Raw genomic sequence first — 5,541 nt, 5'->3', positions numbered from 1 at the left:
CTCCAGGGTACGAGGCGGCGGCGCGGAACCGTGCGGCGGCCGGAGGCGTTGGCGGCGACGCCGAGGGCCGCGGCGACGGCGACCTCGTACCCGGGGGCGACGGTGAGCAGTTCGGCGGCGGGGCCGAGCACGCCGGTGAGCTTGTCGCGGGCCAGCAGCAGGGTGCCGGTGCCGTCCTTGCGGCGCAGCCCGAGGGCGAGCGCGTCCCGGCGGGCGGTGGTGGCAGCGCGGGCGGCCGGGGAGCCCGCGGCGGCGGCGCGGGCGGCGCGCAGCTCGGCCTCGGCGGCCTGCAGGGCGCTCTTGGCGGCCGCGAGCTCGTCGGCCAGCGCGCTGTCGTCCCGGTCCAGCCCGTCGACCTCGGCCCGCAGCGTCTCGTACGCCTCCTGCGCGGCGGCGGCGCGCTCCCCGGCCTCGTCGCGGGCGGTGGCGAGCCGGTCGATCTCGGCCTGCGCGGAGGCGGCGCGGCCGCGGGCGGCGGTGACCTTACCGCTGAGCCGGGCGAGCCGTTCGCGGCGGTCGGCGACGGCGCGGGCGGCGTCCTTCAGCCGCCGCTCCTCGGCGGCGAGTTCCCGCTCCAGCTCGGCGCGGTGGGCGACGGTGTCCTCCAGTGCCCGTTCCGCGGCCTCCAGGGCGGCTTCCAGCTCGGCCTCCTGCTGCCGGACGCGCTGCGCCTCGCGCTCCAGGTCGTCCGGGTCGCGCCCGCGGCGCTCCTCCTCGGGGGCGGCGGTGGCGTGCTTGGCGCGGGCGTCGGCGAGGCTGACGGTGCCGCGGACCCGCTCGGCGAGCTGGCCGAGTTCGTGCCAGGCGGCCTGGGCCTCGGTGAGCCGCGGGGTGAGGGCGCGCACCTGCTCCTCCAGGGCGGCCTCGCGGGTGCGGGCGGCGGCCAGCTCGGCCTCGGCGGCCTCCTTGCGCTCCTTCAGCGCCGCCTCGTCGGCGATCTCGGCGGCGAGCGCCGCGCGCAGGGTGACGAGGTCGTCGGCGAGCAGCCGGAGGCGGGCGTCGCGCAGGTCGGCCTGGATGACGGCGGCGCGGCGGGCGACGGCGGCCTGCCGGCCCAGCGGCTTGAGCTGGCGGCGCAGTTCGTCGCTGAGGTCCTGGACGCGGGCGAGGTTGGCCTGCATCGCGTCCAGTTTGCGCAGCGCCTTCTCCTTGCGCTTGCGGTGCTTGAGCACGCCGGCGGCCTCCTCGATGAAGGCGCGGCGGCCGGAGGGGTCGGCGTGCAGGACGGAGTCGAGCTGGCCCTGGCCGACGATGACGTGCATCTCGCGGCCGATGCCGGAGTCGGAGAGCAGTTCCTGGATGTCGAGGAGGCGGCAGGTGTCGCCGTTGAGCTGGTATTCGCTGCCGCCGCTGCGGAACATCGTCCGGGTGATGGTCACTTCGGCGTAGTCGATGGGCAGCGCGCCGTCGGAGTTGTCGATCGTGAGCGAGACCTCGGCGCGGCCGAGGGGCGGCCGGCCGGTGGTCCCGGCGAAGATGACGTCCTCCATCTTGCCGCCCCGCAGGGACTTCGCCCCCTGCTCCCCCATCACCCAGGACAGCGCGTCCACCACGTTGGACTTCCCCGAGCCGTTCGGGCCGACGACACAGGTGATACCCGGCCCGAAGCGGAGTGTGGTGGCGGAGGCGAAGGACTTGAACCCCCGGAGCGTGAGGCCCTTCAAGTGCACTGGCGAGCTCTCCTCCGGCGACGAATCATGTGGCGGAGACTCTATCGCGCAAGCCGGTTTCACTGGGTAACCGCCGGGGCACATCACTTACTGAGCAGCACCCCGGGGCGCCGGCTTCGGGGGCGGGTTCCCTGCTCGGGATCCGTGAGACCGGTCGGGAAACGACGAAGGGACGCCGTTAAGCGTCCCTTGACAGTTATCTCAAGCGGTTGAGGTGCAGACCTGACGGTGGTGCGGGAATGTCAGGTGAGCGCAGGCTCCGCCTGGGATACGTCGAGCAGTGACTCGCTGTTGTGAGCAGCGGCGGCGGCGAGCATGTCGTTCTCGGCCTGGACGCGGACGAGCTCCGATTCCAGGTCCTGGACACGCTGCTGCAGCCGTCGCATCTCGGCGAGGAGTCGCGGGTCAGTGCCGCCGACGTAACCGAGAAGCGCCTTTGCCATGATTGAAGGTCCTCCACACTGAGTGACCGACCGAGCGGTGTGGGTCGTGAGGGATTCGCACCCGCGTGTCTGCCCATGGCACAAACAGCTAGGGTGCGCGGGGCTTCAAGCGTCTCACCAAATAGTTTGACGGTCAACACGATCACACCCCGCATCGGGTGCGGCCGGGGGAAACGCAGGCCGGACCGGGGCGGCGGGACCCGTCTGGGGTGAGAGCTTGGCACGCCCGGAAGCCGTTGGCAACCCGCTGGTCACACCTGTCGGACCAGCTCTTATGGCGGAGTGTGCTCAGCGGATGGCGAATGAGTGATATCCGCCGCGCGGCTCGTCCCAGATCTCCGTCACACCGGTGACGCGGCCCGGCGTGTCGTCGGAGCGCAGCCACTCCAGCAACTCCTGGCACCGCTCCCGCGGGCCCTCGGCGACGATCTGGACGCGGCCGTCCCCGAGGTTGGCGGCGAAGCCGCTGAGGCCGCCGATCTCCAGCGCCCGGGCGCGGGTGAACCAGCGGAATCCGACCCCCTGGACCACGCCGCGGACCCAGGCCGTCATGCGGACGTCTGCGCTCATGTGACGCACGCTATCCGGACGATCGGCCCGCGGACACGTGCGCGGCGGGGGGCATGGCGTACAGTCTGGCGACAAACGAATCACCCATGTGGGTGATGTGAACGTGTGAAGCAGTTGTCGTCGGACGTGAGAGGTCAGCCGGATGGGCCGCCACAGACGCTCGGAGCCCCAGCCCTCTTCTCCGCGCCGCCGCCGGGACGCCCCCGGCGCGTACGGCGCCTACGGCGACCACGAGGTGTACGGCTCCGGGCGGTCCCGGGGGCAGCACCGCAAGCAGAGCCCGGCCCGCGCCGGGATGCTCGGCACGTCGGCGGCGCTGGCCGTGGGCGCGGTGGCGATGGCCTCCGGGGTCCTCGGCAACGGGTACGACCTCGACCGTGACGGCGGCGGCCCCGCCGACCGCGTCCAGGCCGGCGACCCGCCGGCGCCCAGCACGCAGGGCGCCGCGGATCTGCCGACGCGGGAGGCGTCGCCGTCCGCGAGCCCCGGCTCGGACCGGCCGGAGAGCGGGACGCCGGACGCGAAGAAGGGCGCCGGCAAGGACGGCGGGAAGGACGCGGACGGCCGGGAGTCGAAGAGCGCCTCGCCGTCGACCACGGCGCCCGAGCGCGAGCCCTCGGACTCGGCGGAGCCGTCGTCCGGGTCCCCGGACCCGTCCCGTACGGAGTCGGAGTCACCGTCCCCGACGAAGACCGAGACCTCGAAGCCCACCCGCAGCTCGAAGCCGACCGCCGACGCCGCCACCGCCGCGGAGGCGGAGGTGCTGCGGCTGGTCAACCAGGAGCGCGCGCAGGCGGGCTGCCGCCCGCTGACGAACGACCCGGAGCTGGCGAAGCTGGCCGGGGACTACAGCCAGGACATGGCCGAACGCGGCTTCTTCGACCACACCGACCCCGACGGCGACGACCCGTGGGACCGCGCGCAGGAGTACGGCATCTCGGACCTCGGCGGCGAGAACATAGCCCGCGGCCAGGCCGACGCGCGGGCGGTGATGGACGCCTGGATGAACAGCGAGGGCCACCGCGCCAACATCCTGAACTGCGACTTCCGCACCCTGGGCGTCGGCGCGCACTTCGCCGGCGGCGGCCCCTGGTGGACGCAGAACTTCGGCTTCTGAGAAACCGGCCGGTCAGAGTGCCGTCATCGGCTTCAAGCCGGTCCAGCTCTATCTGGACGACACGCTGCCGAAGTAGATCCCCGCAGCCCACCACTATCCGCCAGTGAAGGCCCAGCCTGTCCAGGTCGTGACGTGGATCGCGACCACCGCGCCGGGTGGGGACGAGTCCTCGTACTGGCGGTACTTCTGTCGCAGCAGCTCAACGGCCGTTAGTCGGCTGTCGCCGTCTGCCCAGATCTCCGCCTGTCCATCGGCACGAGCCCACCACAGGGAGGTCCAATCGTCGGCGTAGTGATCAGCGATGACCGACACGGCGGGGTTCTCTGAGATGTTGCGCAGGCGGCGCAGCTTGGTCCCGCGCTTCGGCTTGTGATCGATAGCGAAGACGATCACGTCCCCATCCACGGCGAAGGTGATGGGGACCACGTGCGGCACGCCCGCCCTGTCGGCCGTAGCCAGCCGCGCAACGGGAGAGCTGGCGAAGCGCTCGCGGGCCTCAACCGCCGAGAGGTTCATGAGCCGAAGGTACCCACCCTGCCGGCACTGTGCGGTCAGGCTGTGCGGTCAGGCAAGCTGTTACAGGTTCCCCTACCTCATCAAGGCTCGCTCCGCTCGCCGCGCGGCCCGGCTCTCCGGGGCGCCGCTCCTGTCTCCGCCCCGAGCCCCGGCCCTCTCTCGGAGGGGGTGGGGGACGGGGCACCCGGGACTCCTACGTTGCTCGTCCTGAACGATGCAGGCCGAAGTAGCGGGTCGGCACTTCTTCGGCTTCTGAGCCGTCGGCGCCCCGTGCTCCGGCCGCGGCGGCGGCCGCGGTCGCGTCAGGGGCGCGGGGGGCGCTGGCAGCGTGGGCAGAAGTAGCTGGAGCGGTTCATCCACGGCCGGCGGCGGATCGGGGTGCCGCAGCGGCGGCAGGGCTCCTCCTCGCGGCCGTACGCGTCGAGCGAGCGGGAGAAGTAGCCGGACTCGCCGTTGACGTTCACGTAGAGGCTGTCGAAGCTCGTGCCCCCGACGTCGAGCGCGGCGCTGAGCACCGCGCGGACGTGCCCGAGCAGCTCCGCGGTGCGGGGGCGGGTGAACCCGGCGGTGGGGCGCTCGTAGTGGATGCGGGAGCGCCACAGGGCCTCGTCCGCGTAGATGTTCCCGACGCCGCTGATCAGCGACTGGTTCAGCAGCGCCCGCTTGATCGTGGTCCGGCTGCCGCGCAGCGCCGCGTGGAACGCCGCGTCGTCGAACGCCGGGTCCAGCGGGTCCCGGGCGATGTGCGCGATGACGTCGGGCAGCCCTCCGGCCGCGTCCGGGTGCAGCGACAGGCCGCCGAACGTCCGCTGGTCGACGAAGCGCAGCTCGGTGTCCGTCTCGTCCGCGAAGCGGATCCGGATCCGCAGGTGCTTCTCGTCCGGCGCCGCCTCCGGCTGGACCAGCAGCTGGCCGCTCATGCCGAGGTGCGCGAGCACCGACTCCGGGGCGTCCGCCAGCGGCAGCCACAGGTACTTGCCGCGGCGCCGCGGCTCGCCCAGCGGGTGCCCCGTCAGCCGGGCGGCGAAGTCGGCCGCGCCCGCGGGGTGCCGCCGTACGGACCGGGGGTGGCGCACCTCGACGGACGCCACCGTCCGGCCCGCGACCCACTTCGCCAGGCCGCGGCGTACCACCTCGACCTCCGGCAGCTCCGGCATCGCCGCGCTACCGGTCGGCGGCCTGCGCCGCCCCGGCGGAGCCCGCGGCGGCGTCGCCGTCCGCGGCG

Annotated in this window: 6 protein-coding genes; 1 reads left to right on the top strand and 5 read right to left on the bottom strand. The window is 73.2% G+C overall.

What is annotated here, in order from left to right; translation table 11 throughout:
• The 3 genes from ABD317_RS32930 to ABD317_RS32920 all read right to left on the bottom strand — a co-directional run.
• The coding region (locus tag ABD317_RS32930) for a chromosome segregation SMC family protein (protein WP_344294874.1) at window positions 1-1,670 on the bottom strand (1,670 nt) is incomplete at its 3' end.
• Window positions 1,671-1,912: 242 nt separating this feature from the next.
• On the bottom strand, window positions 1,913-2,113 hold the full coding sequence (locus ABD317_RS32925; protein WP_018839639.1) for a hypothetical protein: 201 nt from the start codon (window positions 2,111-2,113) through the stop codon (window positions 1,913-1,915).
• A gap of 288 nt (window positions 2,114-2,401) precedes the next feature.
• A complete protein-coding gene (locus ABD317_RS32920) occupies window positions 2,402-2,683 on the bottom strand; it encodes an acylphosphatase (protein WP_344294871.1) in 282 nt (93 codons plus the stop codon).
• Between the two features lie 142 nt (window positions 2,684-2,825).
• On the opposite strand from ABD317_RS32920, the gene ABD317_RS32915 reads away from it, so the two are divergent.
• Window positions 2,826-3,800 (top strand): CAP domain-containing protein, encoded by a 975-nt coding sequence (locus ABD317_RS32915; protein WP_344294869.1) that lies wholly within the window; start codon window positions 2,826-2,828, stop codon window positions 3,798-3,800.
• 93 nt (window positions 3,801-3,893) lie between these two features.
• Here ABD317_RS32915 and ABD317_RS32910 read toward each other — a convergent pair whose 3' ends face one another.
• Complete coding sequence (locus ABD317_RS32910; RefSeq protein WP_344294867.1) at window positions 3,894-4,316, bottom strand: TIGR03668 family PPOX class F420-dependent oxidoreductase; 423 nt, start codon at window positions 4,314-4,316, stop codon at window positions 3,894-3,896.
• A 302-nt stretch (window positions 4,317-4,618) separates the two neighbouring features.
• Window positions 4,619-5,473: a bifunctional DNA-formamidopyrimidine glycosylase/DNA-(apurinic or apyrimidinic site) lyase gene (gene mutM, locus ABD317_RS32905; RefSeq protein ID WP_344294876.1), complete on the bottom strand. Its 855-nt coding sequence runs from the start codon at window positions 5,471-5,473 to the stop codon at window positions 4,619-4,621.
• Between the last annotated feature and the right edge of the window lie 68 nt (window positions 5,474-5,541).

It is taken from the genome of Streptomyces synnematoformans (genome assembly GCF_039531005.1).
Classification (GTDB): Bacteria; Actinomycetota; Actinomycetes; order Streptomycetales; family Streptomycetaceae; genus Streptomyces; species Streptomyces synnematoformans.
Note: the sequence above shows the minus strand (reverse complement) of the source record. Positions and strands in the feature narration are given on the sequence as shown.